Consider the following 22,698-nt stretch of genomic DNA (forward strand, 5'->3'; position numbering starts at 1 on the left):
TGGGATGGGGCCGTGATCGTGACTCGTGACCCCGCCGAGCCCGAGCAGCCCGCGCTGCTCGGGCTCGACGACGTGGGGGCCGCGCAGCGCCCGGCCCGCGGCCGGGGCCCGCGCAGCCGCGCGGTCGTGGAGACGGCGGGCGTGCCGATCGCGACGGAGCTGCCCGTCGCTCGCGTGGTCCTGGACCTGCAGCCGGCGCACCTCGACCAGCCGTACGACTACCTCGTGCCCGCGGCGCTGTCCGACGACGCGCAGCCCGGCGTGCGGGTCAAGGCGCGGTTCGGGCGGCAGGACGTCGACGGCTTCGTCGTGGCGCGGCAGGATTCGTCGGACCACGACGGGCGGCTCGTCCCGCTGCGGCGCGTGGTGTCGCCGGAGCAGGTGCTGACGCCGCAGGTGCTGCTCCTGTGCCGGGCCGTGGCCGACCGTTTCGCGGGAACGCTCGCGGACGTCCTCCGGCTGGCGGTCCCGCCGCGGCACGCGCGCGTGGAGAAGTCGGTGTCGGCGGAGGACGCGGAGGGTCCCGAGGGTCCCGAGGGTGCCGAGGGTGCCGAGGCAGCGGGCCAGGAGGACGCCCCGGGCTCGGAGCCGGCGCCCGCTCGGGAGGAGGCCGCGCCGTCGTCGTCCGCCTGGGTGCCGTACCGGGGTGGGGAGGCCTTCCTGCGGCGCGTCCAGGCGGGCGAGGCGCCGCGCGCCGTGTGGTCCGCGCTCCCGGGCGTCGAGGGGACCGACCCGCACTGGGCACTGGCGGTCGGGGAGGCGGTCCGGGCGTGCGTCGCGGGCGGGCGGGGCGCGCTGGTCGTGGCGCCGGACGCCCGGGACGTCGCCCGGCTGCAGGCAGCCCTGGAGGTGGCGGGCGTGGAGGCCCACGTCCGGCTGCTGGCCGACGACGGACCCGCGCCCCGCTACCGCTCCTTCCTCGCGGCCCTGCACGGCCGGGCGCGGGTGGTGGTCGGCACGCGGGCGGCGATGTTCGCCCCCGTGGCGGACCTGGGGCTCGTGGTGCTGTGGGGCGACGGCGAGGACACCCTGGCCGAGCCGCACGCCCCGTACCCGCACCCGCGCGACGTGCTGGCGCTGCGCGCGGAGCAGGAGGGCGCCGCCTACCTGCTGGGGTCCCCTGGCCGCACGGTCCAGGCGCAGGCGCTGCTGGCGTCGGGCTGGGCGCGGGAGCTGGGGGTGCCGAGGGACGTCCTGCGGACCCGGGCGCCCCGGGTGCGGGCCCTGACGTCGGTGGAGCTGGCGCGCGAGGGGGCGGCTGCCGCGGCGCGGCTCCCGTCCGCCGCGTGGCGGGCGGCCCGCGAGGCGCTGGCGCACGGCCCCGTCCTGGTCCAGGTGCCGCGGTCCGGCTACCTGCCGGTCGTGGCGTGCGCGCGGTGCCGCACCGCCGCCCGGTGCGCGGCCTGCCACGGCCCGCTGGGCCTGCCGAGCGCGGGCGGTGCCCCGCAGTGCACGTGGTGCGGCCGCCTGGCCGGGGGCTGGTCGTGCGACGAGTGCGGGTTCACCGGGCTCCGCTCCGTCCGCGTCGGGTCCGACCGCACGGCCGAGGAGCTCGGCCGCGCCTTCCCGGGCGTGCCGGTCCGCCTCTCCGCGGCGTCCGCGCCGGGCGGCGTCGTCGACGAGGTGCCGGGCAGGCCCGCGCTCGTCGTCGCCACCCCCGGTGCCGAGCCCGTGGCCGACGGCGGCTACGTCGTCGCCCTGCTGCTCGACGCCGCCGTGCTGACCGGGGGGACCGGCCTCGCGACGGGCACCGAGGCCGTCCACCGGTGGCTCGCGGCCGCGTCGCTCGTCCGGTCCGCGCCCCACGGGCAGGTGCTGCTCGTGGGCGACGCCGCGCCCGCGCCCACGCAGGCGCTCGTCCGCTGGGACCCGGCAGGATTCGCGGACCGAGAGCTGGCGGAGCGGGTCGAGCTCGACCTCCCGCCCGCGGTCCGGGTGGCGGCCGTGACGGGCGACCGGGACGCCGTCGACGCCCTGATCTCCCGGGTGGGCCTCGGCACGGTGCTCGGGCCGGTGGAGGTGCCGGAGCCGCCCCGGCCGGGCGGGACCGGCGGCCGGCCTGCGACGCTCGGCGCACCGGTCCGTGCCGTGCTCCGCGTTCCCCTCGGCGAGGGCGCGGAGCTCGCCCGCCGCCTCCGCGACTCGCTGGCCGTGCGGTCCGCACGGCGCGAGGGCGGGACCGTCCGCGTCCAGCTCGACCCGAAGGAGATGCTGTGACCAGCCGCGAGACCAGCCGCACGACCGCCCGCGAGGCCACCCGCGACACCACTGAGGAGGCCACCACGGTGATCGACACCGTCGTCTACGACCTCGGCAACGTCCTCGTCCACTGGGACCCGCGCCTGCCGTACGAGGGACACCTCACGCCGGAGGAGGTGGACCGGCTGTTCGACGAGATCGACTTCTTCGCGCTGAACCACCGGCAGGACCTCGGGGAGCCCTGGCCCGTGCTCCTGGAGGAGGTGGCGCGCACCCACCCGCACCGGGTGGAGGACCTGCGCCGGTACGTCGACGGCTACGCCCTCGCCCTCCCGGGGCCGGTCGAGGGGTCGCAGGAGCTCGCGCGGGAGCTCAAGGACCTGGGCCTGCGCCTCGTCGGGCTCACCAACTGGTCGGCGGAGACCTTCCACCTGGCCGACGCGATCCCGGCGGTACAGCTCCTCGACGACGTCCTCGTGTCGGGTCGCGTGGGCCTCGCCAAGCCGGACCCGCGGATCTTCCGCCTCCTCGTCGAGTCCTACGGCGTGGACCCCGCACGTGCCGTCTTCACCGACGACATGGAGGCGAACGTCGTCGCGGGTCGTGCGGCGGGCTTCCACGCCCAGCTCTTCACGAGCACCGCCGGCCTCCGCCACGACCTGGCAGCGCTCGGGGTGCCCGTCCGTACCACCGCGCAGCCGCAGGACCGCTCCTAGACTGTCCCGGTGCGCCTCCTCTTCGCCGGAACCCCCGAACCCGCCGTCCCGTCCCTGGAGGCCCTCCTCGCCTCCCGCCACGAGGTCGTCGCGGTGCTCACCCGGGCCGACGCGCCCTCGGGCCGCGGCCGTCGCCTCACCCCCAGCCCGGTGCGCGCCCGGGCCGAGGAGGCGGGGATCCCGGTCCTCACCGACGTGCCCCGCGGCGAGGACTTCCTCGCCCGGCTCCGCGGGCTCGACGTCGACGCCGCTCCCGTGGTCGCCTACGGGCACCTCCTGCGCTCCGACGTGCTCGCCGTCCCCCGGCTGGGCTGGATCAACCTCCACTTCTCCGTGCTGCCCGCCTGGCGGGGCGCCGCCCCCGTCCAGCGCGCGCTGATCGCCGGCGACGAGGTCACCGGCGCCACCACGTTCCTCCTCGACGAGGGGATGGACACGGGGCCCGTTCTCGGTACCGTCACGGAGACCATCCGGCCCCGCGACACCGCGGGCGACCTCCTCGGGCGCCTGGCGGTCTCCGGCGCGGGCCTGCTCGTCGCCACCCTCGACGCCCTCGAGGACGGCACGCTCAGCCCCCAGCCGCAGCCCGCCGACGGCGTCTCCATCGCCCCCAAGCTCGCACCGCAGGACGCCCGCGTGCGGTGGGACGTGCCCGCCCTCGCCGTCGACCGGCTGGTCCGCGGCTGCACGCCCGCCCCCGGGGCCTGGACCGTCCTGCCCCCCGAGACCCGCCTCGGCCTCGGCCCCGTCACCCTCGCCCCCGAGGTCACCGACCTCGCCCCGGGAGCGGTACGGGCCCTCAAGAAGGAGGTCCTCGTCGGGACCGCCACCCACGCCGTCCGGCTCGGCGAGGTCACCCCCGTCGGCAAGCGCGCCATGCCGGCGGCCGACTGGGCACGGGGCGCCCGCGGCCTCTTCGACGCAGGGGACGTGGTCCTGGGCTGAGTGCCGGCACCCGTACCGGACGACGACCGACGGCCGGCACCCCGAGAGGGTGCCGGCCGCCGACGTGCCGAGCACAGGCTCAGCGCGCGGAGCCCGGGATCAGCTCCAGAACTCCTTCACCGGCGTGCACCGCGTCGGCGTCGAGCCGCTCATCTCGCACAGCTCGCCCCGGAGGTTCGTGTCCTCCACCCAGATCAGCGCACAGCTCACACGGCCGTCCCCGGCGACGTCGTCGCGGCAGCGCACGTGCGTGCCGCCCTTGTTGCCCTCGCGCCACACGTCGAGCCGCACGTTGCGGTCGTTGAGGTACGGGTCGTTGACGTACACGCGGTTGGCCGCGTCGTCGAACGACGCCGTCCCCACCACCGTCCCGCTCGCGTTCGTGAGCCGCCACGACTGGTCGTTCGCCGATGCCTGCGCGGCGGCCCCCAGCACGAGCCCGAACGACACCATGGCGACGCTCACGCCGCGCACCAGCTGCTTGACACCCATCATCTTCCCCCTGCAGTAGTTTCGAAGGTGCTTCGTCGACAGCGCTTCACCGATGAAGCTGACGAGGTCCGTCGCGAGTGACGCTAGGCACAGCCCGAACACCGCGCACGGTCACCGCATGGGGAGGACTCCCCATCGCACCCCTGTCACACGAGCCCTTCAGCGCGCTCGCGGCCCCGCCCCGGGCTCGTCCCGGCCCTGTCGCGGCCCTGTCGCGGCCCTGTCCCGGCCCCGTCCCGGTCCCCCGGGGCGGCCGCGACACCACCGCTCGATAGACTCAGGCAGTGTCCAGCGCGAAGACCCCCCAGACCTCGGTGCCGGCGTGACCGCCGACCACGACCGGCGCGACGCCCAAGGCCGCCAGCGCTCCGCCGCCCGCTCCCGCGGCGAGCGCTCCCAGACCTCCCTCGCCCCGTCCGAACGCCGTAAGGGCACCGACCCGGCCCGCACCGCCGCGTTCGACGTGCTCCGCGCCGTCGACGGCTCCGACGCCTACGCCAACCTCGTCCTCCCGCCCATGCTCCGCGAACGCCGCCTCCACGGCCGCGACGCCGGCTTCGCCACCGAGCTCGCCTACGGCACCCTGCGCCTCCGCGGACGCTACGACGCCATCCTTACCCGATGCGTCGACCGGCCCCTCGACCGCCTCGACCCCGAGGTCCTCGACCTCCTCCGCCTCGGCGCCCACCAGCTCCTCGGCATGCGCGTCCCGCAGCACGCCGCCGTGTCCGAGACCGTCGGCCTCGCCCGCGCACGCGCCGGCGCCGGCTCCGCCCAGCTCGTCAACGCCGTCCTCCGCGCCGTCGCCCGCACCACCCTCGACGAATGGCTCGCCCGCCTCACCGACGAGGCCCCCGACGCCGTCACCGCCCTCTCCGACACCGGATCCCACCCCGCCTGGATCACCCGCGCCCTCCGCGAGGCGCTCGCGGGCAACGGGCGCGCCGTCGACGAGATCGGCGACCTGCTCGAGGCCGACAACACCGCGCCCCGGGTCACCCTCGTCGCACGCCCCGGCCTGGTCGACCCCCGGGACGACGAGGCGTGGGGCGACGCCGACCTCCTCCCCGGGCGCTGGTCACCCACCGCGCTCGTGCTCGCCGGAAGCGACCCCACTGGCGTGCCCGCGGTCCGCGAGGGCCTGGCCGGCGTGCAGGACGAAGGCTCCCAGCTCGTCACCCTCGCCCTCGTGGCCACCCCGATCGAGGGCCCCGACGAGCGCTGGCTCGACCTGTGCGCCGGACCGGGCGGCAAGGCTGCCCTCTTCGCGGCCCTCGCCGGCACGCGCGGCGCACGGATCGTCGCCAACGAGGTCCAGCCGCACCGCACCCGCCTGGTCGAGAAGGCGCTCCGCGCCGTGCCCGACGACGCGGTGGAGACCGTCCGCACCAGCGACGGCCGGGAGACAGGAGCCCAGGAGCCGGGCGGGTACGACCGGGTGCTCGTCGACGCGCCGTGCACCGGCCTGGGCGCGCTGCGCCGCCGGCCCGAGTCCCGCTGGCGCCGCACGCCCGGCGACCTCGCCGTGCTCACCTCGCTCCAGCGCGACCTGCTGAGCTCCGCGCTCGACGCCGTCCGACCCGGGGGAGTGGTGGGCTACGTGACCTGCTCGCCCCACCTCGCCGAGACCCAGCTCGTGGTCACGGACGTGCTGCGCAAGCGCGACGACGTCGAGCGGATCGACGCCGCGGCCGTGCTGCGCTCCGTGGTGCGCCCCGGCGCCGACATCCCGCTGGCCGACCGGGACGACGTCCAGCTCTGGCCGCACGTCCACGGCACCGACGCGATGCACCTGACGCTGCTGCGCAAGCGCTGACGCAGACGGGACTACACCCCGGCCGGCGGCCAGACGCCCAAGATCACCGCCATGACCAGCACGGTCACGAGCTCGTGGGCGAGGTTCAGGGTGGTCAGCCCCGCCGGGCGACCCTCGAACGCGTCGTGGGTGATCATCCGGGCGGCCGTGAAGCCCGCCCACAGGAGGACCCCGGTCACGACGGCGGCGGTGAGGAAGCCGTCGTCGTAGAACGACCACGCGATGAAGGTGGCGCCCGCGAGCACCCAGGCCGACACAAAGCTCACCAGCACCGTCACCACGATGGGCCACGGACCCGCGGCGGCCGCCATCTCGGGGTCCACCTTCGCGAGCCGCATCCAGCGGTTACCGAACGCTCTCGGCGTATACCAGATCGACCCCACCACCATCGTGGAGAGAGTCGCGACGATCACTGCCCAGTAGTTGATGTCGGGGACCATCGGTACTCCTCGAGCGTCAGCACGGCGGAAGGTGGCTCTACGCTGGCAGCATGGCAGCCCTCATCGCCCCGAGCATCCTGTCGGCAGACTTCGCGAACCTCGAGCGCGACCTCAACGCGATCGCCGACGCGGACTACGCGCACGTCGACGTCATGGACTATCACTTCGTGCCGAACCTGACGCTCGGTCTACCGGTGTTCGAGCGCCTGGCGAAGGTGTCGCCGATCCCGCTCGACGCCCACCTCATGATCGCCGAGCCCGACCGCTGGGCACCCGCCTACGCCGAGGCTGGGGCAGCGTCCGTGACGTTCCACGCGGAAGCCGCGACAGCACCCGTACGCCTCGCCCGGGAGCTACGACGCCTCGGGTCGCGAGCCGGGGTCGCACTGCGGCCCGCGACGCCGATCGAGCCGTTCCTCGACCTCCTGACCGAGGTGGACATGATCCTCGTCATGACGGTGGAGCCCGGGTTCGGCGGGCAGTCGTTCATCGAGGGCACGCTGCCCAAGATCCGCCGCGCACGCGAGGCGGTCAGCGAGTCCGGGCTCGACGTCTGGATCCAGGTCGACGGGGGAGTGTCCCGGGAGACCATCGAGCGCGCCGCCGACGCCGGAGCCAACGTCTTCGTCGCCGGCTCCGCGGTGTACGGGGCGGAGGACATCCCCGCTGAGATCGCCACGCTGCGCGACCTCGCGAGCAAGCACGTGCACTGAGCCGGTCGCACTGACCCGGGTGCACTGACACTCGCTACTTGCCAGCCTCCACACGTCGAGGCACAGACGGCACTCCGGGGACGCCCCGCTGCATCGACGGGCGACGCTCAGGCTCCGGCATGGCGCTCGCGGCCGTCGCCGCGCCGCCTGCCGTCGCTGACGGCGTCGTGGACCGGGCCCATGCCCTGTTCATTCTCTGGTGCTCTCAGGTTCCCAGGTGGGTGTCTCGGTGATGGTGTTGCCGTGGGGGTCGGTGAAGGTCCATTCGCCGTTTTCTCGGGTCATGGTGATGTTGGTGGTGTCGACGTGGTCGTGGTGGTGCCAGCAGAGCAGGGCGCTGTTGGTCACGGAGGTTTCTCCTCCGGCGGCCCAGTGACGTATCGCGTGGTGGACCTCGCAGCGGGAGGGTGGTTGGTCGCAGCCGGGCCAGGTGCAGTGTCTGTCGCGGGCGATGACGGCGCGGCGTAGCTCGCCGGTGATGGTTCTCCTGGTGCGTCCGACGTCCAGGACCTGGGAGTCGGGTCCGAACACGACGCGGGTGACCTGGGAGTCACAGGCGATCTTGGCGAGCAGGGTCGGAGGGATCAGCACCCCGGTCTCGGTGAACACCGCCCCGCCGGACGTGCCGATCCGGCCGGTCCCGCCGGTCCCGCCTGCCCTGCCGGTTCCGCCGGTCGGTGCCGGGGCCGGGCCGGTCGTGCTCGTGGTCCCGACGCCGCCGAGGCTGCCGATCCCGCCGATCCCGGCGATGCCGGCGATCTGGGCGGTCTGGGTGGGGGTGGCGCCTGTCTGGGTGGCGAGGGCTGTCAGTTCGGTCCAGGAGACGGTGACGGTCAGGTGGGGGCGGACGGCTGCGCCAGAACCGGTGTGGGCGTTGTCCAGGACGACCCGGGCGAGGTCGGCGAGGGCTTGGGCGCGCCGCTGGGTGGTGGTGCGTCCGGTGCCGGGGGTGGGGGGTCCCATGACGGAGCTCAGGGCGGTGGTCAGGGTCAGGCCGTGCTCGTCGGTGAGGAACCCGCTCAGGTGGTACCCGCCGATCGTCTTGGACAGCTCGAGGTGTTCGCGGTCCTTGGTGTGGGTGTAGCCGCGTTCGTCGGCGTCGGGGTCGCTCACGGCGGCGAACCGGGCGACCAGGCGCCGGAACCGGTCGGGGCGGTGGGCACGAGCCTGGGCAAGGAGGAACACCTCACCCGTGACCGGCCCGCCCCCGTCAACCGCGCCCCCGTTCCCCGCGCCCTGGTCACCCGCGCCCTCGTCGCCCGTGCCCTGGTCACCCGGGTCCGGGTCGGGCGCGCTGTCGGGGACGGGGACGGGTGTGGTCAGGGCGGTCTTGCGGGCCGGGCTGGTCGGGGCGCCGTTGACCAGGATGGTGAGGTGGTCGGGGCCGATGGTCCCGGACAGGGCCGCTGTGCGGGTGGCGGGCAGGTCCTGGTCCAGGACGCGGGCGACCCTCACCTCACGTCGGGCGGTGGCCGGGGTGATGTTCTGGACCATCGCGTGCCAGGTCGCGAACGACCGTGTGCCGGCGCCGGGGCCGATACCCCAGCGGCCGTCGGCCTCGATGCGGGGCAGGAACGACAGACGCAACGCGTCCAACCGCCCGGTCACCGCCCGCAGGCGGGCACCGGCACCGACAAGCCGGGACACGACCAGCCCACCCGCGACGTCCAGCACGTCCAGCGCGCCCGGCCCGGCGACCGTGACCAGCTCGCCCGCCACCGCTTCCAGGTCCGCCAGCACGACCTCCAACGACCGCGGCCCAGGCACGACCGGCACCGACACGACCGGCACCGACGCGACCGGCACAGGCACGACCGGCACGGACGCGACCGGCATGGACGCGACCGGCACCGACGCGACCGGCACGGCGGTCATCGCGGGCACGGAGGGCGCCGCATCAATGGCTCCGATCGTCATCCCGCACCCCCTCCGGACCCGCGTGTTCTGGCCGTTCCTGACCCTCCCAACTCTATCGAACACGCGTTCTTACGGCCCGCTGACCAGCACATCTGTGCACAGAACCGCCAACCGACCCCCTGTGGTCGGGCTCCCACCCGTACGACACCCCACGGGCGACAGATCGTCGTGCGGTCAGGAGCGCGTGACGTAGGGGGGCGAGCTTGTAAGCCCTCCGTTAAAAAGTGTGCCAGGCGTCGAGAAGGCACCCCGCAGGGCGCTCCGTCGTCCACCACCAACCCGGACCGCGAAGCCAGCCCTCGATCACGCGCACTGCCCGCCGCCCCGCACCGTCGTCGAGCGCGGCGTCAGACGGCTCGAGCGGTTCCGTCCACCGGCCACATCGACGCGCCGGGCGAGCCGTTCTGCTCTCCGATCCCGCGGATCGCCTCGAACGGGTAGGGCGTTGCCCGGTTCTCCCGCTGGAACCGGCGATAGAAGTCGCCCACCACTGCGGCGACCGGCGCGTCACGGACCAGGGCGGCCGCGGCGGCCGCTGGAGCTTTCCCCGGCGACCCACCCTGGGCGCAGGAGCGTACAAACACTCGGCGTTCTTCCGGGCCGTACCCGTGCAGCGCGACGGTCAGCCAGTTCACGAAGTACGTGGCGGTGTAGTCCCTGTCGTAGCCCTGGTGCTCGTCGAAGAAGTCGGCCTCGTCCGGGGTGAGCTCGAAGCGGGAGGAGATCGCCAGACCGTAGTCGGCGAAGTAGAGCCGCCTGCCGTCGGTCAGGATGTTCTCGAAGTGGGCGTCGAAGTGCAGCAGCCCGCGGGCGTTCATGAACGAGATGCCGGCTCTCAGCTCGTCGTCCACCATGGCGCAGGCCTGCTCGGCCACGTCGCCACCGGCACCGAGCTGGGCGTCCAGCCAGTGGTGCAGGTTCTGTGGGACGTACTCCAGGAACAGCATGATGCTCGCCGAGGACTGCTGCAGGGCCTCGATACGCCGGCGTACTGCCGATCCGCCTCCCCAGTAGGCGACGGCTCGTTCCACGTCGGCCAGCTCCTCGGGAAGTGGCTGGCCGGCGTCGGGCAGCACCCGCCAGTGGTGCATCAGGGGGAAGCCTTCGTAGTCTCCCGCGATCACCCAGCTCGTCGTCATGATCTGCACGGCCAGCTCACGCCAGGCTCCGAACCCTGGTCCGCCGATGGTGCCGACGCCGTAGTGGCAGAAGGCCGGCAGCTCGAACAGGTTCGCTGTCGAGCGAACGTTCTCCGGCTGTCGCTCGAGATCGGTCAGGCGCACCTGCTTGACGAAGACCGAGACTCCTTCGACGTCCAGCAGGACGGTCTTCCCGCCGATGCCGGAACCGATCGGTGTGGCAGCGTCCACGAGCTCGCGCAGCCTGCGATCGCTGCACAGCGACAGCGCGGTGGAGACGGCTCCGTGCGCGGCCAGTCGGGCACCGCGGGACATGTCAGGGCTCTTCAACGCTGCCTCCAGCCGGGCGCCCGCCTCTCGTGCAAGCACGTCAGCGGACACCGCGGCAGGAGCTGCAACCACCCTCTCACGCGGGGTGACGACAAAAAGTGTGCCAAGCGTTGAGGAGCGGCCGGCCGCTAACGGCGGGCGGCACGGAGCCGACGTTCCCTCCGGGCCTTGCGCTCCGAGGCCGTGCCGCGCTCCAGCCACCACTCCGCGATCACCAGATTGACCATGAGGCCGACCCAGACGCCGATGCTGCTGAACATCTGCGTGCGCGGGTCGGTCGGACCGGTCAGCTCGGCCATCTGCTCGCCGTACATGATGAAACCGAAGATCCCGCTGGTCACTCGCGTCGTGATGATCGCGAAGGTCAGCCAGAAGCTGCGCACCATCCAGCGCCGGTGCTCGACGAACCGACGCTGGCGCGCCATGCGGAATCCCGCGATCGTCGTCGCGAGCCACAGGATGCCGAGGGTGACGTTGGCGGCGCGGACGACCGGTCCGAACGGGCTCACCAAGCCGACGACGATGGCGAGCACGCCGCCCGGGAGCACCCCGGCGAGAACGTAGGTCCGGCCCATGACGCGGTGCGCTCTCGGGTACCGGGCTCGGAACGCGGGCCAGATCTGAAAGCACGCGGTGACCATGGCGACGGTGCCGCACAGGACGTGTCCGACCAGCAGCACGTAGTGAGCAGGGAAGCCGTCGGGTGCGGGCACGTTCGACTGCACAGGGTCGAAGGTGAGGTAGCGGGGCACGGAGAACGCGAGGAAGGCCGCTGCCAGGAGCATCAGCGGGCCTATCCACGGACGGCGCCAGAAGCGTGGCCGGGGTTCGGTCGGGGGTGACGGGGTCGACGTCGCCTTGTCGATGGTGCTGGTCATCAGGGGTTCCGTTCGATCGACGAAAACTCTGTGTGACGTACACCGAGCAATGTATCCGATACAGAGTTTTAGGATGTACCCACCACGACGATTGGAGAACGATGCCCCGCGACACCGGTGGCATGGCACGCACCGTCGAGCTCCTGTGGGGCGTGCGCACGCCGCGTGGCACCCGCGGACCGCGCCCGGGCCTCTCCGTCGAGGCCATCACCCGAGCCGCGCTCGCCATAGCCGACGCGGAGGGCCTCGGGGCGGTCTCCATGCAGCGCGTCGCGAAGGATCTCGGTTACACGACGATGTCGTTGTACAACTACGTGCCGAGCAAGGACCAGCTCGTCGAGCTCATGATCGACGCCGCCACCCCGCCACCCCCGGTCCCCGAGGACGGCGACGGCTGGCGCGAGGAGGTCGAGCACTGGGTGCGCGCCACGTGGGACCTCTATCACGCGCACCGGTGGGTCCTCAAGGTTCCGACGGTGCACGCACCGCTCGGACCCAACCAGATGGCCTGGTTCGAGGCGCTGCTGCACGGCCTGAGTCGCGGGGGTCTCGAAGGCGCCGAGGTGATGGCGGTCGCCCAGCACATCCTCGCGTCGGCCCGGGGTCAGGCCGCCCTCGCGATCGACCTGGCCACCGGCGAGGACGGCGCCACCGCCGACTTCGGTGAGGCGATGCTGCGGCTGGCCACCTCGGACCGGTTCCCGACGCTGCACGGGCTCGTCGCCGCGGCGAAGCCCGGCGGCTTCGACGTGGGTGCGGAGATGTACGCGGGGCTTCGGCTCGGCGTCCGGCTGCTGCTGGACGGGGTGGAGGGGCACGTGGAGCGTGCCGCGCCGTCACGGCCGTAGCCCGGTCGTCACGGCCGTAGCCCGGCCGTCACGCCCGTGGCCGGCGAGCCCCCACATCTCGTCCTTCCGGCTGGTCCCCGCGGGGCGAGAGCCGCCTAGCATGAGCCCGTGTCAGCCCTCCGGTCCCTCTGGGACGAGCCCCGTCCAGCAGCGGCACCGCCGCGCGTCTGGCGTGACCGGGTGCTCGTCTGCGCGCTCGTGGCTGCGGCCGTCCTGGAGGGTGCGCTCCGCCCGGACGCGCCGTGGCGCTGGCTCGAGGTCACGACGGTCGTGCTGCTCGCCCCGCTCCTGCTCTGGCGTCGCACGCACCCGCTGCGCGTGATCGCCGTCGCCTTCACGGCCTCGGCGGTGACGTCCACGATCATGGGCCGGGACGGGGACCTGTACACGACGGTCTTCATGCTCCTGCTGCCGTACGCGCTGTACCGGTGGGGGAGCGGGCGCGAGATCGTTCTCGGCAGCGCGGTCCTGCTGGGCAACCTCGGTCTCACGACGGCGCTGGGCCTGACCGGCCTCGGGGAGGCCGGCGGCGGGCTCGTCGTGGTGGCCGCCGTCTGTTCGGCGGGGGCCGCGGCGCGGTTCCGGACGGGCCTGCGGTCGCGGGAGCTCGCCCAGGCGAGGCTCACGGAGCGCGAGCGCATCGCTCGCGACCTGCACGACGTCGTCGGGCACCATATGTCCGCCGTCGCCGTCCGGGCGCAGGCCGGGCTGGCCGCGTCCGCGGGGCGGCCCGAGGCCGCCACGGAGGCTCTGCACGTCATCGAGGCCGCGGCCACGCGGGCCCTCGCCGAGATGCGCACCATCGTGCGTGTCCTCCGCGCGGACGAGCTGGACGAGCCTCACGCACCCGGTGCGGCCGCCACGGCGGCCGCCCTCCTCGCCCCAGGCCCCTCGATCGCCCACCTCGCCTCGCTCAGGGCCGGGCCCCCGCCGCAGGTCGACGTCCACGTCGACGACGACATGGACGACCTCCCCGCAGCGGTCGGGGCCGCCGTCTACCGCCTGGCACAGGAGTCGGTCACGAACGCGCGGCGGCACGCCCGGAACGCCACGAGGGTGGTCGTGCGCGTGACTGCCGAGGGCACGCAGGTCCGCCTCCAGGTGTCCGACGACGGGGACCCGCCTCCGCGTCCGGCCTCCGAAGGCCTGGGGCTGGCCGGGATGCGGGAGCGCGCCGGCCTCCTCGGCGGCACCTTCGTCGCCGGCCCGCGCGACCCCGCCGGCCCGCGCGACCCCGCCGGCCCGCGCGACCCCGCCGGCCCGCGCGACCCCGCCGGCCCGCGCGACCCCGCCGGCTGGGTGGTCGAGGCAGTCCTCCCGCGGAGTGGTGCGCGGGCCGGGCCGGGACGCGCGCGACCAGGCCCGCGCTCGTGACCGTCACCGTCCTGGTCGCGGACGACCAGGAGATCGTCCGGACCGGCCTCGCGATGATCCTGGACGCCCAGGAGGGCATCGAGGTCGTGGCGCAGGCCGCCGACGGCCTCGCCGCCGTCGAGCTCGCGCGCCGCCTCCGGCCCGACGTGTGCCTCCTCGACGTCCGCATGCCCGGCCTCGACGGGCTCGAGGCGACGCGCCGCCTCGCGGGGCCGGACGTCGTGGACCCGCTGGCCGTCGTCGTCATCACCACGTTCGACCTGGACGAGTACGTGTACGCGGCCCTGCGCGCCGGCGCCCGCGGGTTCCTCCTCAAGGACGCCGGGGCCGCCCTGCTCGCGCAGGCGGTCCACGCCGCGGCCGTCGGCGACGCGCTCATCGCGCCCAGCGTCACGTCGCGTCTCCTGAGGGCCTTCGCCGACGGCGGCACGCGCGGAACGGCTCAGCACCGGCGCCCGCACCACCAGCTCGAGCAGCCCTTCGAGCCGCTGACGGAGCGCGAGGAGCAGGTCCTGCTGGCCGTCGCGCGAGGGCGCACCAACACGGAGATCGCGCAGGAGCTGTACATCACGCTCAGCACCGTGAAGTCGCACGTCGCGCGGCTCATGATGAAGCTCGGCGTGCGCAACCGGGTCGAGGTCGCCCTCTGGGCGTACGACACCGGACGGCTCCGGGCCGGCTAGTACTTTCGGCGTCCAGGACTGGTCCAGGGACCGATGCCTGCCGGCCTCGGGCACGCGAGGCTCGTCCCCATGACCACCACCACAGTCCGCGCCTCCCGCCGCGAGTGGCTCGTCCCCGCCGGGCTGCTCCTGCTCACCGTGATCCCGATGCTCGGGGGAGCGGTCCGCCTCGGTGACCTCGCGTCGACCCCGGCTGTCACCCCGGAGAACGCGCGTTTCGTCGGCGACCCGTTCCCCGTCGTCGTGCACATCGTGGCCGCCGTCGTGTACGGCGTGGGCGGGGCGCTGCAGTTCGCGCCGTCGCTCCGGCGCCGGGCCTGGCACCGCCGGGCGGGGCGGCTCCTCGCGCCGGCGGGCCTCGTCGTCGCCCTCAGCGGCCTCTGGATGACGGCGGCGTACGACCTGCCGGATGGTCTGGAGGTCGTCAACGCCATGCGCTACCTGGTCGGCGCCGGGATGGCGGTGTCGATCGTCCTGGGGGTCCGGGCAGCGGTACGGAAGGACTTCGTGAGCCACCCGGCGTGGATGATGCGGGCGTACGCGCTGGCCATGGGTGCGGGAACACAGGGCGTGCTGGGCGTCGCCGTGGCTGTCACGACCGGCTCCACGGGCCTCGACCCGGTGACGAACACACTGGTCATGGGCGGGGGCTGGGCGATCAACGTGGCGGTCGCGGAGTGGATCATCCGGCGGCGCAAATGACCCATGGCACGAAATTTCATACCGCGACACGCGGGTGGAACGCGCCGAGAGCCTTGAGGTGTCGGGCGGATCCGAGGACTATCGGTCCATGCGACGGCGCAGAGGGGTGGCGGCAGCGTCCCTGCCTGCTCTCGTGGGACTGGCGCTGGCGCTCGGCGGCTGTGGCCTGGACACCGGAACCACGTGCCTCGACTGGGGCGTCTACGACACGCCCGGGGAGGCTGCCGAGGGCGCGACGGTCGTGGTCCGAGCGAGCGTCGTGCGCGACGACGGCACCGAGCGCCTCTGGGGCGTCCGTGCCAACCGCTGGGTCATCGAGGTCGACGAGGTCATCTCCGGCGACATGGCCGACGTCGCGGCGGGGGAGGAGCTCACCGTCGTCTCGACGCCGCGGACCTGCACGGCCGGCAACGAGCTGTACCCGGCGGGGGACCCGCTCGACACCGAGGACGAGGTGATCGTCCTCGTCGAGGACGACACGCGCTTCGACGTGGTGCGCACGCTCACGCCGTACGACGGCGTGGTCGAGCCCGGTCCCGACGGCGGCCTCCCGCAGATCTGGCCACACGGACAGCACGTCTTTTAATAGTGTGCCAAGCGTTTCATGACGCACCCACGGACCCCGAGCGCACCTCACCACCCAGCCCGGAGAACCCGGGCCGCCCGCCCCGAGGATCGCTGCCCGAGGATCACCCGGCCGGGGGAGTGTGCATCGCGACACATCTCGGCTTCGACGACCTGCCGATGTGGCATTCTGGCCGGGCAAGCACACAGCACACGTGCTCCGGGGTCGGTGTAATTCCGAGCCGGCGGTGACAGTCCGCGACCCGCACTTCGGTGCGGTTGACCTGGTGGAACTCCAGGACCGACGGTGAAAGTCCGGATGGGAGGAAGCACGTGCGGCGCGCACCGCCTCTGGCGGAGCGTGCCGTGGCGTCGTGCGGCGGGGATCTCACGTCCCTGCCTCCCGTCGTCGTACCCCGGAGCACCGACGCCCGGAGGACGACATGACGATCTACACCAGCCCGGCCCGCGGCGCTCTCGTCGAGCGCGCCGCCCGCCGACCCTCCGTGGTGCGCCCCACGATCCCCGCGGAGGAGTTCTGATGTTCACCGGAATCGTCGAAGAGCTCGGCACCATCATCGCGATCGGCTTCCCGGGGTCCAGCCCCGGGGCGGACCCTGGCTCCGACGTGGGAGGGGACGCCGTCCTCACCGTCGAGGGTCCCCTGGTCACCAGCGACGCCCGCCCGGGCGACTCCATCGCCGTCGACGGCGTCTGCCTGACGATCTCCACGATCGCCGACGGCCGGTTCACCGCCGACGTCATGCCCGAGACCCTCAGCAGATCCACCCTGGGCGCGCTCGCCGCCGGCACCCGGGTCAACCTCGAACGTGCCCTGCCGGCGCACGGCCGCCTGGGCGGCCACGTGGTCCAGGGCCACGTGGACGGCACGGCCACGCTCGAGTCGCGGGCCCCCGGCCCGCGCTGGGACGACCTGGCCTTCGCCGCGTCGCCCGAGCTGACCCGGTACGTCGCGGAGAAGGGCTCCATCGCCCTCGGCGGCGTCTCCCTCACGGTGACCTGGGTGACCGACGACGGCTTCGGCGTCTCCCTCATCCCCACCACCCTCGCGGCGACGACCCTCGGCGCCCTCGCGGCGGGCAGCCCCGTGAACGTCGAGGTGGACGTGCTGGCCAAGTACGTGGAGCGGCTCCTGCGGGCGGGGGTCCGGTCGTGACCCGCGCCTTCGGGGACCTCCTCGAGACGGCCCTCGCCGAGCTGCGCGCGGGTCGCCCGGTCCTCGTCGCCGACGACGCCGGCCGCGAGAACGAGGTGGACGTGGTCCTCGCCGCGAGCGCCGCGACGGCGGAGTGGGTGGCGTGGACGGTTCGGCACTCGTCGGGGTATCTGTGTGCGCCGTTGCCGGCGGGGCGGGCGGACGAGCTGGGGTTGCCGTTGATGGTGGCGGACAGCGAGGATCCGCGGCGGACGGCGTATGCGGTGGCGGTGGATGCGGCGTCGGGGGTGACGACGGGGATCAGTGCGGCGGACCGGGCGCGGACGGTGCGGGTGCTGGCGGACCCGGCGTCGGGTCCGTCGGACCTGATCCGTCCGGGGCACGTGCTGCCGTTGCGGGCGGTGCCGGGCGGGGTGCTGGAGCGTCCGGGGCACACGGAGGCGGCGGTGGACCTGGCGCGGCTGGCGGGGCTCGGGGAGGTGGGGGTGATCGCGGAGCTGGTCCGGGACGACGGCGGCATGGTGCGTCTTCCGGAGGCGGAGGCGCTGGCGGCGCGGGAGGGTCTGGTGGTCCTGTCGATCGCGGACCTGGTGGCGTGGCGGCGTGAGCACGACCCGGTCCCGGTCGTCCCGCTGACGAGCGCGGTGCCCGACGTCGTCCCGGTCGCCCGGGTGCGGCGGGTCGCGGAGGCGTCGCTGCCGTCGGAGCACGGGGAGCTGCGCATGGTCGGGTACCGGGACCTGGTGACGGGTGCGGAGCATGTGGCGCTGGTTCCCGCTGCGGGGCCGGTCGGGGCGTTGGTGCGGGTGCACTCGGAGTGCCTCACGGGGGATGCTCTGGGTTCGCTGCGCTGCGACTGTGGTCCGCAGCTGCGGGCGGCGCTGGCGCTGGTCGCCCGCGAGGGTGGCGCGGTGGTGTACGTGCGTGGGCACGAGGGCCGGGGGATCGGGCTGGCGCAGAAGGTCGCGGCGTACGCGCTGCAGGACGGCGGCCTGGACACGGTGGAGGCCAACGTGGCGCTGGGTCTGCCGGCGGACGCCCGGGAGTACGGTGCGGCGGCGGCGATCCTTGCGGATCTCGGGCTGGGCCCGGTGACGCTGCTGACGAACAACCCGGAGAAGGTGCGGGGGCTGCGGGAGGCGGGGGCGGACGTCGTCGGCTCGCGGCGGCTGGAGGTGGGGCTCGGGGTGCACAACCGCGGGTATCTGAAGACCAAGAAGGAACGGATGGGGCACCTGCTGGAGCTGGTGCCCGCGCTGGGAGGCGGACGATGAGCGGAGCAGGAGCACCGGTAGTGACGGTGGACGGGACGGGGCTGCGCGTGACGGTGGTCGCGGCGAGCTGGCACGAGCAGGTGATGGACGGCCTGCTGGCGGGTGCGCGGCGTGCGCTGGCGGAGTCGGGGGCGTCATGGACGGAGGTGCGGGTGCCGGGGTCGTTCGAGCTGCCGGTCGCTGCGGCTCGGGCGGCGGCCGCGGGCGCGGACGCTGTGGTGGCGCTGGGGGTCGTGATCCGTGGGGGCACCCCGCACTTCGACTATGTGTGCTCGGCGGCGACGTCGGGCCTGACGGACGTGAGTGTCCGGACGGGCGTCCCGGTGGGGTTCGGTGTGCTGACGTGCGACGACGACCAGCAGGCTCTGGACCGGGCGGGGCTGGAGGGGTCGAAGGAGGACAAGGGCGCGGAGGCGGCTCTGGCGGCGGTGGCCACGGCGGTCGTCCTGCGGGGCGTGCTGGTTCCCGGGGAGCCGGCGGGGACGTCCTTGTGACTGCCCGCACAGCGGACGCCCGGGGCGCGGTCGCCGGGCCCGACTACGCTGGTTCTGTGAAGACCTTCGACTCCCTGTTCGCCGAGCTGTCCGACAAGGCCGCATCCCGTCCCGAGGGCTCGGGCACCGTGGCACAGCTGGACGCCGGCGTGCATGCGATCGGCAAGAAGGTCGTGGAGGAGGCTGCCGAGGTGTGGATGGCGGCCGAGTACCAGAGCGACGCGGAGACCGCCGAGGAGATCTCCCAGCTGCTGTACCACCTGCAGGTCCTCATGCTGGCGAAGGGTCTGACCCTGGAGGACGTGTACGCGCATCTGTGAGCGTCGCTGACGCTCACCGGCCCGTTCACGTACCCCTGAGAGGAACCACCTCCGTGCTGCGAATCGCTGTTCCCAACAAGGGCTCCCTGTCGGAGCCTGCTGCCCAGATGCTGCGTGAGGCGGGCTACCGCCAGCGCCGCGACACCCGCGAGCTGGTGCTCGCCGACCCCGACAACGACGCCGAGTTCTTCTTCCTGCGCCCGCGGGACGTCGCGGTGTACGTCGGGACGGGCACGGTCGACATCGGGATCACCGGCCGTGACCTGATGCTCGACTCGGGCTCCTCCGCGGTGGAGCACCTCGGCCTGGGCTTCGCCCGGTCCACGTTCCGCTTCGCGGCGCCTGCCGGCACCGTGACCGAGGTGGAGCAGATCGCGGGGCTGCGCGTGGCGTCGTCGTACACCACGCTGGTGCGCGACCACCTTGCGAAGCAGGGCGTGGAGCCCGGGGCGATCGTCCACCTGGACGGGGCCGTGGAGTCGTCGGTGCAGCTCGGCGTCGCCGACGTGATCGCCGACGTGGTCGAGACGGGCACCACGCTCCGCGCGGCCGGTCTGGAGATCTTCGGCGAGCCGATCCTCCGGTCGGAGGCCGTGCTTATCCGCCGCGCGGACACCGAGGCCCCGGCCGGGCTCGAGATCCTCACGCGCCGGCTCCAGGGTGTCATCACCGCCCGCGAGTACGTCCTCATGGACTACGACGTGCCGGTGTCGCTCGTGGACGCGGCGGTGGCCGTCACGCCGGGCCTCGAGTCGCCCACGGTCTCCCCGCTGCACGACCGCGAGTGGGCGGCCGTGCGGGTCATGGTGCCCCGGGCGCAGACGAACCGGGTGATGGACGCGCTGTACGACGTCGGTGCGCGCGCCATCATCGTCACCTCCATCCACGCGAGCCGGCTCTAGCCGAGGCAGGAGCGAGGGCGTGCCGACGGGGGCAGGGGACCGGTACCGCGCGTTCCGCGGGCGGTGGACCACGCCTGTCGCGTACGTCCTCGCCCTGTCGCTCGTGGTGGGGAGCACGGTCATGGCCATGGCCGCGCGCGGCCTCGGCACGGACCCGGTCAACCGGGCGTCGTTCATCGTGTTCGGGCTCGCCTGCGCGGTGGTCGCCTGGCGGTTCGGCGCCGTCCGCGCCGTCCCCGACCAGCGCGGCCTCACGGTGATCAACTACGTCCGACGGCGGAGGCTCGCCTGGGCGGAGATCGTCTCCGTGCGCTTCGGGTCGGGCGACCCGTGGGTGCACCTCGACCTCGCCGACGGGTCCGTGCTCGCCGTCATGGGGATCCAGCGGTCCGACGGCGAGCACGGCATGGCCGAGGCGCGCCGTCTCGCGGAGCTCGTCTCCGAGCACGGCGAGGCGCCGGAACCGGAACTCTGAACGGCTGGCGCCGAACGCCGAACGCCGAACGCCGAACGCCGAACGCCGAACGCCGGACATGCGAATGTGGCCGATCCTGAGTCTCAGGATCGGCCACACTCACATGCTCAGCCCGGGGTCAGACCCCGGGATCACGCCCCGGGGGACGCTCAGTACGAGCGGGTGCGCGCCGGGCGACGCTCCGACGAGGAGGAACGTGCCTCGTAGTGCGACGGGCCGCGCGGGCTGCGCGGGCGGTCGTTGTCGCGCGACTCGCGGGCGAAGCCGCCGGCGCCGGCGCGGGCCGGGGCGCCGCGGTCGACGGTGATACGCAGGGGCTTGCCGGCGACACGGGCGCGCGACAGGCGGTCGAGCGTGGCCTCGTCGAGGTTCGCGGAGATGTCCACGATCGAGAAGGTGCCGAAGATGTCGATCTTGCCGACGTCGGCGCCGGTCAGGCCACCCTCGTTCGTGAGGGCACCCACGATGCCGCCGGGCTGCACGCCGTGCGTGTGGCCCACGGCGATGCGGTAGCGCGTGCCGTTGGCACGGTCGCCACGCTCGGCCCGGTGCGGGCGGTCGCCGGTGCGGTCGTGCCGCTCGGCGCCACGCGTCTCGCGACGTGCGGCGTTCGCGCGGCTCTCGGAACGCTCACGCTCGAACTCCTCCTGCTCCTCGCGGGCACGGGGGCCGTCGTCGCCGACCGAGAGGGCAGCGAGCGCCGCGGCGACCTGGATGACGTCGTCGGGCCCGGCGGTGTTCTCCGCGAGGTAGGTGCGGATCAGGTCGGCGTACAGGTCGAGGCGACCTGCCTCGATCCGGCCGGCGATCGAGCCGAGCAGGCGTGCGACCTTGTGGGCGGAGACGTCGCGGGGCGAGGGGATCTCGACCTCCTCGAGCGTCGCGCGGATGGTGCGCTCGATGCTCTTCAGCTTGCCGCGCTCGTGGGGCGTGACGAACGTCAGCGCCTCGCCGGTGCGGCCGGCACGGCCGGTGCGGCCGATGCGGTGCACGTAGGCCTCGGGCTCGCCCGGCACGTCGAAGTTCACGACGAGGCCGATGCGGTCGACGTCCAGGCCGCGGGCCGCGACGTCGGTGGCGACGAGCACGTCGAGGGTGCCGGCGCGCAGGCGCTCGACGATCTTCTCGCGCTCCTTCTGGGCCACGTCGCCGGAGATCGTGGCGGCGGAGATGCCCTTCTCGGCCAGGGCCGAGCCGACGTCCTCGGCGGAGCCGCGGGTACGCGTGAACACGATCGCGGCGTCGGCGTCGGAGGTGGCCAGGACGCGCGTCAGCGCACCGATCTTGTGACGGAACGGCACGATCGCGTACGTCTGGCGCACCGACGTGACGGTCGAGGACTGACGGTCGACGGCGATCCCGACGGGGTCGACCAGGTGCTGGTCGGCGACCCGGCGGATGGCCGGCGGCATCGTCGCGGAGAACAGGGCGACCTGACGCTTGCGGGGCGCCTGGCCGAAGATCTCCTCGACGTCCTCCGCGAAGCCCATGCGGAGCATCTCGTCGGCCTCGTCGAGGACGAGGAAGCGGATGTCGTCCAGGATCAGCGCGCCGCGCTCCAGGTGGTCCTTGACGCGGCCGGGGGTGCCGACGACGACCTGGACGCCCTCACGGAGCGCACGCTGCTGCGGGATGTAGGGGGAGCCGCCGTAGACGGACAGGACGCGGACGCCCGGGAGGTGCGTCGCGAACGACTCGATCGCCTCGGCGACCTGGATCGCGAGCTCGCGCGTCGGGGTCAGGACGAGGGCCTGCACCTGGCGCAGCGACGGGTCCACAGCCGCGAGGAGCGGCAGGCCGAACGCAGCGGTCTTGCCGGTGCCGGTCTGGGCCACGCCCGTGATGTCGCGCCCGGCGAGCAGGGCGGGGACCGCCTGCTCCTGGATCGCGGAGGGGATGGTGAAGCCGAGGTCGGTCACGGCCGCGAGGAGCGCGTCCGGGAGGCCGAGGTCGGCGAACGTCACGGCGTCCGGCGCCACCGGGGCGGTGACCGCCACCGGGGTCGTGACCGCCTCGGGGGCGGTCGTCTCGAGGTCGGTCGTCTCGAAGGAGGCGGAGGCAGACGTCTGGACAGGGGTGTTGCTGGGCATGAAGAGGTGCACCGTTTCGTCGGAGGCGTTTTGGGAGTCCAGGTGGCACCGCCCAGTGATCTCCAGGCTGGCCCTACCGGTCGTACGCTCCCGAACACACCTGCCCCGCAGGCTTGATGCTGCGGGCTTTTCACGCACGAACACGCGGGAAAGTCGACGAACTCCACAAGGGGTTGCCGCCCATCCTACGGCCACGAGCGCCTGGGGGAC

At 73.7% G+C, this 22,698-nt stretch carries 22 protein-coding genes and 1 riboswitch; of the genes, 16 read left to right on the forward strand and 6 right to left on the reverse strand.

Annotated elements, in window-relative coordinates; translation table 11 throughout:
• Positions 1-12: 12 nt before the first annotated feature.
• Genes D1350_RS10095 through fmt form a run of 3 tightly spaced genes read left to right on the forward strand, consistent with a single transcriptional unit; the run spans position 13 to position 3,860 of the window.
• Positions 13-2,217 carry a primosomal protein N' gene (locus D1350_RS10095; RefSeq protein WP_125775879.1) on the forward strand — a complete coding sequence of 735 codons (2,205 nt, stop codon included), beginning with the start codon at positions 13-15 and terminating at the stop codon, positions 2,215-2,217.
• Positions 2,214-2,915 carry an HAD family hydrolase gene (locus D1350_RS10100; RefSeq protein ID WP_240644021.1) on the forward strand — a complete coding sequence of 234 codons (702 nt, stop codon included), beginning with the start codon at positions 2,214-2,216 and terminating at the stop codon, positions 2,913-2,915. The genes D1350_RS10095 and D1350_RS10100 overlap by 4 nt, the downstream gene beginning before the upstream one ends.
• Positions 2,916-2,924: 9 nt before the next feature.
• Positions 2,925-3,860, forward strand: a complete 936-nt coding sequence (gene fmt, locus D1350_RS10105; RefSeq protein WP_125775880.1) for a methionyl-tRNA formyltransferase — start codon at positions 2,925-2,927, stop codon at positions 3,858-3,860.
• A gap of 99 nt (positions 3,861-3,959) precedes the next feature.
• Here fmt and D1350_RS10110 read toward each other — a convergent pair whose 3' ends face one another.
• The gene (locus D1350_RS10110) at positions 3,960-4,352 is read right to left on the reverse strand and encodes a hypothetical protein (RefSeq protein WP_125775881.1); all 393 of its coding nucleotides are present in this window, start codon (positions 4,350-4,352) and stop codon (positions 3,960-3,962) included.
• A 322-nt stretch (positions 4,353-4,674) separates the two neighbouring features.
• Between D1350_RS10110 and D1350_RS10115 the strand changes: the two genes are divergently transcribed.
• On the forward strand, positions 4,675-6,168 hold the full coding sequence (locus D1350_RS10115; protein WP_240644022.1) for an RsmB/NOP family class I SAM-dependent RNA methyltransferase: 1,494 nt from the start codon (positions 4,675-4,677) through the stop codon (positions 6,166-6,168).
• Positions 6,169-6,179: 11 nt separating this feature from the next.
• Here D1350_RS10115 and D1350_RS10120 read toward each other — a convergent pair whose 3' ends face one another.
• Positions 6,180-6,608 (reverse strand): DUF1761 domain-containing protein, encoded by a 429-nt coding sequence (locus D1350_RS10120; RefSeq protein ID WP_125775883.1) that lies wholly within the window; start codon positions 6,606-6,608, stop codon positions 6,180-6,182.
• Between the two features lie 50 nt (positions 6,609-6,658).
• Here D1350_RS10120 and rpe point away from each other — a divergent pair, with 50 nt between their 5' ends.
• Positions 6,659-7,321: a ribulose-phosphate 3-epimerase gene (gene rpe / locus D1350_RS10125; protein WP_125775884.1), complete on the forward strand. Its 663-nt coding sequence runs from the start codon at positions 6,659-6,661 to the stop codon at positions 7,319-7,321.
• A 189-nt stretch (positions 7,322-7,510) separates the two neighbouring features.
• Here the strand turns inward: rpe and D1350_RS10130 are convergent, their stop codons facing one another.
• From D1350_RS10130 to D1350_RS10145, 3 genes are all read right to left on the reverse strand, one after another.
• Entirely contained in the window at positions 7,511-9,238 is a 1,728-nt protein-coding gene (locus D1350_RS10130; RefSeq protein ID WP_164545116.1) for an HNH endonuclease signature motif containing protein, read from the reverse strand.
• A 347-nt stretch (positions 9,239-9,585) separates the two neighbouring features.
• The gene (locus D1350_RS10140; protein WP_125775887.1) at positions 9,586-10,692 is read right to left on the reverse strand and encodes a protein kinase family protein; all 1,107 of its coding nucleotides are present in this window, start codon (positions 10,690-10,692) and stop codon (positions 9,586-9,588) included.
• A gap of 143 nt (positions 10,693-10,835) precedes the next feature.
• Positions 10,836-11,585, reverse strand: coding sequence for a DUF2306 domain-containing protein (locus D1350_RS10145; RefSeq protein WP_125775888.1), 750 nt, complete (start codon positions 11,583-11,585; stop codon positions 10,836-10,838).
• A gap of 101 nt (positions 11,586-11,686) precedes the next feature.
• On the opposite strand from D1350_RS10145, the gene D1350_RS10150 reads away from it, so the two are divergent.
• The 11 genes from D1350_RS10150 (at position 11,687) to D1350_RS10200 (ending at position 20,398) form a co-directional block, all read left to right on the forward strand.
• On the forward strand, positions 11,687-12,433 hold the full coding sequence (locus D1350_RS10150) for a TetR/AcrR family transcriptional regulator (RefSeq protein ID WP_125775889.1): 747 nt from the start codon (positions 11,687-11,689) through the stop codon (positions 12,431-12,433).
• A gap of 108 nt (positions 12,434-12,541) precedes the next feature.
• On the forward strand, positions 12,542-13,807 hold the full coding sequence (locus tag D1350_RS10155) for a sensor histidine kinase (protein WP_125775890.1): 1,266 nt from the start codon (positions 12,542-12,544) through the stop codon (positions 13,805-13,807).
• Positions 13,804-14,490, forward strand: a complete 687-nt coding sequence (locus D1350_RS10160) for a response regulator (RefSeq protein WP_125775891.1) — start codon at positions 13,804-13,806, stop codon at positions 14,488-14,490. Before D1350_RS10155 ends, D1350_RS10160 begins: the two co-directional genes overlap by 4 nt.
• A 69-nt stretch (positions 14,491-14,559) precedes the next feature.
• Positions 14,560-15,192 carry a DUF2306 domain-containing protein gene (locus tag D1350_RS10165; RefSeq protein WP_240644023.1) on the forward strand — a complete coding sequence of 211 codons (633 nt, stop codon included), beginning with the start codon at positions 14,560-14,562 and terminating at the stop codon, positions 15,190-15,192.
• An 88-nt stretch (positions 15,193-15,280) separates the two neighbouring features.
• A complete protein-coding gene (locus D1350_RS10170; protein WP_125775893.1) occupies positions 15,281-15,778 on the forward strand; it encodes a hypothetical protein in 498 nt (165 codons plus the stop codon).
• A 189-nt stretch (positions 15,779-15,967) separates the two neighbouring features.
• A riboswitch (FMN riboswitch) is annotated at positions 15,968-16,093 on the forward strand.
• A 204-nt stretch (positions 16,094-16,297) separates the two neighbouring features.
• Complete coding sequence (locus D1350_RS10175) at positions 16,298-16,933, forward strand: riboflavin synthase (protein WP_125775894.1); 636 nt, start codon at positions 16,298-16,300, stop codon at positions 16,931-16,933.
• The gene (ribA, locus tag D1350_RS10180; RefSeq protein WP_125775895.1) at positions 16,930-18,207 is read left to right on the forward strand and encodes a GTP cyclohydrolase II; all 1,278 of its coding nucleotides are present in this window, start codon (positions 16,930-16,932) and stop codon (positions 18,205-18,207) included. Before D1350_RS10175 ends, ribA begins: the two co-directional genes overlap by 4 nt.
• Entirely contained in the window at positions 18,204-18,701 is a 498-nt protein-coding gene (gene ribH, locus D1350_RS10185; RefSeq protein WP_125775896.1) for a 6,7-dimethyl-8-ribityllumazine synthase, read from the forward strand. The genes ribA and ribH overlap by 4 nt, the downstream gene beginning before the upstream one ends.
• Before the next feature lie 56 nt (positions 18,702-18,757).
• A complete protein-coding gene (locus tag D1350_RS10190; protein WP_125775897.1) occupies positions 18,758-19,021 on the forward strand; it encodes a phosphoribosyl-ATP diphosphatase in 264 nt (87 codons plus the stop codon).
• A gap of 53 nt (positions 19,022-19,074) precedes the next feature.
• Positions 19,075-19,923, forward strand: a complete 849-nt coding sequence (gene hisG, locus D1350_RS10195; protein WP_125775898.1) for an ATP phosphoribosyltransferase — start codon at positions 19,075-19,077, stop codon at positions 19,921-19,923.
• 19 nt (positions 19,924-19,942) lie between these two features.
• Complete coding sequence (locus tag D1350_RS10200) at positions 19,943-20,398, forward strand: PH domain-containing protein (RefSeq protein ID WP_240644024.1); 456 nt, start codon at positions 19,943-19,945, stop codon at positions 20,396-20,398.
• A 149-nt stretch (positions 20,399-20,547) separates the two neighbouring features.
• Here the strand turns inward: D1350_RS10200 and D1350_RS10205 are convergent, their stop codons facing one another.
• The gene (locus D1350_RS10205; protein WP_125775899.1) at positions 20,548-22,488 is read right to left on the reverse strand and encodes a DEAD/DEAH box helicase; all 1,941 of its coding nucleotides are present in this window, start codon (positions 22,486-22,488) and stop codon (positions 20,548-20,550) included.
• Positions 22,489-22,698 lie beyond the last annotated feature (210 nt).

Origin of the sequence: Antribacter gilvus (genome assembly GCF_003946865.1) — a bacterium.
Taxonomy (GTDB): Bacteria; Actinomycetota; Actinomycetes; order Actinomycetales; family Cellulomonadaceae; genus Antribacter; species Antribacter gilvus.

Bases quoted from the DNA above. Each gene is read 5' to 3' on its own strand.
- D1350_RS10110 (WP_125775881.1), bottom strand. From the start codon at position 4,352: ATGGGTGTCAAGCAGCTGGTGCGCGGCGTGAGCGTCGCCATGGTGTCG.
- D1350_RS10120 (WP_125775883.1), bottom strand. From the start codon at position 6,608: ATGGTCCCCGACATCAACTACTGGGCAGTGATCGTCGCGACTCTCTCC.
- rpe (WP_125775884.1), top strand. From the start codon at position 6,659: ATGGCAGCCCTCATCGCCCCGAGCATCCTGTCGGCAGACTTCGCGAAC.
- D1350_RS10130 (WP_164545116.1), bottom strand. From the start codon at position 9,238: ATGACGATCGGAGCCATTGATGCGGCGCCCTCCGTGCCCGCGATGACC.
- D1350_RS10140 (WP_125775887.1), bottom strand. From the start codon at position 10,692: ATGTCCCGCGGTGCCCGACTGGCCGCGCACGGAGCCGTCTCCACCGCG.
- D1350_RS10145 (WP_125775888.1), bottom strand. From the start codon at position 11,585: ATGACCAGCACCATCGACAAGGCGACGTCGACCCCGTCACCCCCGACC.
- D1350_RS10150 (WP_125775889.1), top strand. From the start codon at position 11,687: ATGCCCCGCGACACCGGTGGCATGGCACGCACCGTCGAGCTCCTGTGG.
- D1350_RS10165 (WP_240644023.1), top strand. From the start codon at position 14,560: ATGACCACCACCACAGTCCGCGCCTCCCGCCGCGAGTGGCTCGTCCCC.
- D1350_RS10170 (WP_125775893.1), top strand. From the start codon at position 15,281: ATGCGACGGCGCAGAGGGGTGGCGGCAGCGTCCCTGCCTGCTCTCGTG.
- D1350_RS10175 (WP_125775894.1), top strand. From the start codon at position 16,298: ATGTTCACCGGAATCGTCGAAGAGCTCGGCACCATCATCGCGATCGGC.
- ribH (WP_125775896.1), top strand. From the start codon at position 18,204: ATGAGCGGAGCAGGAGCACCGGTAGTGACGGTGGACGGGACGGGGCTG.
- D1350_RS10205 (WP_125775899.1), bottom strand. From the start codon at position 22,488: ATGCCCAGCAACACCCCTGTCCAGACGTCTGCCTCCGCCTCCTTCGAG.